Here is a 1,459-nt window from a genome sequence, read left to right on the forward strand (position 1 = left end):
TAGCTAAATATCCTATTATCGGGATGATCGTTCGACCGATTCTGTCGCCCTGCCCTTCGACAAGCTCAGGGTGAACGGAAATCGGGAACTTATTAAATACAATTCCTAAGCTGTAAGCGGGCAGCGATAATTTTCCGGACTGAATAAAATGATGAAGTTATTCCGGGACAATTCCCAAGTAGTTGGTCAATTACTTAAACAGATCGGTTTTGATATGGACAGTACTAGCGGTTTTAAATGTGTAATATGTTATGACTCAGTAAAACACCAAAGTATCCATCTGAGATGTGGGCATGCTTTTGGTAAAACATGCATGCGCAAATGGGTGGAAAGCTCTAAACGGGAAGAATGCCTTCTTTGTAAAAATCCATTAACGGATGATGAGGTTAATGAGATAAAAAGTATCCCGTTGTCAGAGCGTGCAGTAATTATTACGGAAAAAACCATTAAACTTTTTGGCCAAACTATTTTTAAGTTTGTTCGACCGTTTGCTATCTGGACTCCTGTCGCGATTGCTAGCGGGGTTGCTATCGGGGCGGCTACAACCGGGACTGCCTGGTTCACCACAGTTGCTTCCCGGGCTGCTGCCGGGGGCACGGTTGCCTGGTCCACCGCGGTTGCTGCCGGGGTTGCTGTCGGCGCTGTTTGTGCTGCTGCCGGGGTTGACAGGGATACTGCCAAGGCTTTTGGGGCTAGTGCCGGGGCTGTCTGCACTTTTCTCCAACTTGCCGGGGGCTTTGGGATTACCGCCAGTGCTGCCGGGGCAGTCGGGATTACTGCCGGGGCCCTCGGGGTCACTGCCACGGCCATCCAGGTTACTGCCGAGGGCGGCGGGATTACTGCCGGGACTGCCGGGGCTATCGGAGTTGCTATCGGCTCTGCCGGTGCTAGCGGGGTTGCTATCGGGTTTACTGGCGGGGCTATCGGATTTATTGGCGGAGTTGCCGGGGGAGCTATCGGGACTATCGGGGCTAATGTCGCATATGACGAACAGCAAGTGAATCCGGTCATTGTGTAAAAAAATTCATTCAGGCCCGCCAGGAAACTGTCCTGAATTAACTACTTGACGCGACAGGCCAAGTCTTGGCACAGATATTTCATAAACTGCCCCGGTCTCGACCGCAACCACATGGATGTGAGAAGCTCCATGAGCTGAAATCATTGGTTGAAATCCAGCAGGTTCGACTAATAATACCAATTCCACCTTCTGAATGTGGTATCGAGCAGGTCATTCTGGACAGCCAGAAAAGGCAGAACGACGAGTAATAGCCGGGCTATTGCGAGGCAAGGCAGTCTATTATCGAACAGCCTCCCGTCCAAGTGGATTTTTTTACACAATGACCGGATTTATTTGCTGTTCGTCATATGCGGTATTAGCCCCGATAGCCCCGAAAGCCCCCGCGGCAATTCCGCCAATCAATCCGAAAGTTCCGGCAGTCATCCCGATCGGAAACCCGTT

Annotated in this window: 1 protein-coding gene; it reads left to right on the forward strand. The window is 50.9% G+C overall.

Annotated elements, in window-relative coordinates; translation table 11 throughout:
• The first annotated feature begins 148 nt into the window (after positions 1 to 148).
• Positions 149 to 1,018, forward strand: coding sequence for an RING finger domain-containing protein (locus KDK14_RS09750; protein ID WP_257264908.1), 870 nt, complete (start codon positions 149 to 151; stop codon positions 1,016 to 1,018).
• The last annotated feature ends 441 nt before the right edge of the window (positions 1,019 to 1,459 follow it).

Origin of the sequence: Endozoicomonas sp. ONNA2, assembly GCF_024606365.1 — a bacterium.
Lineage (GTDB): Bacteria > Pseudomonadota > Gammaproteobacteria > Pseudomonadales > Endozoicomonadaceae > Endozoicomonas.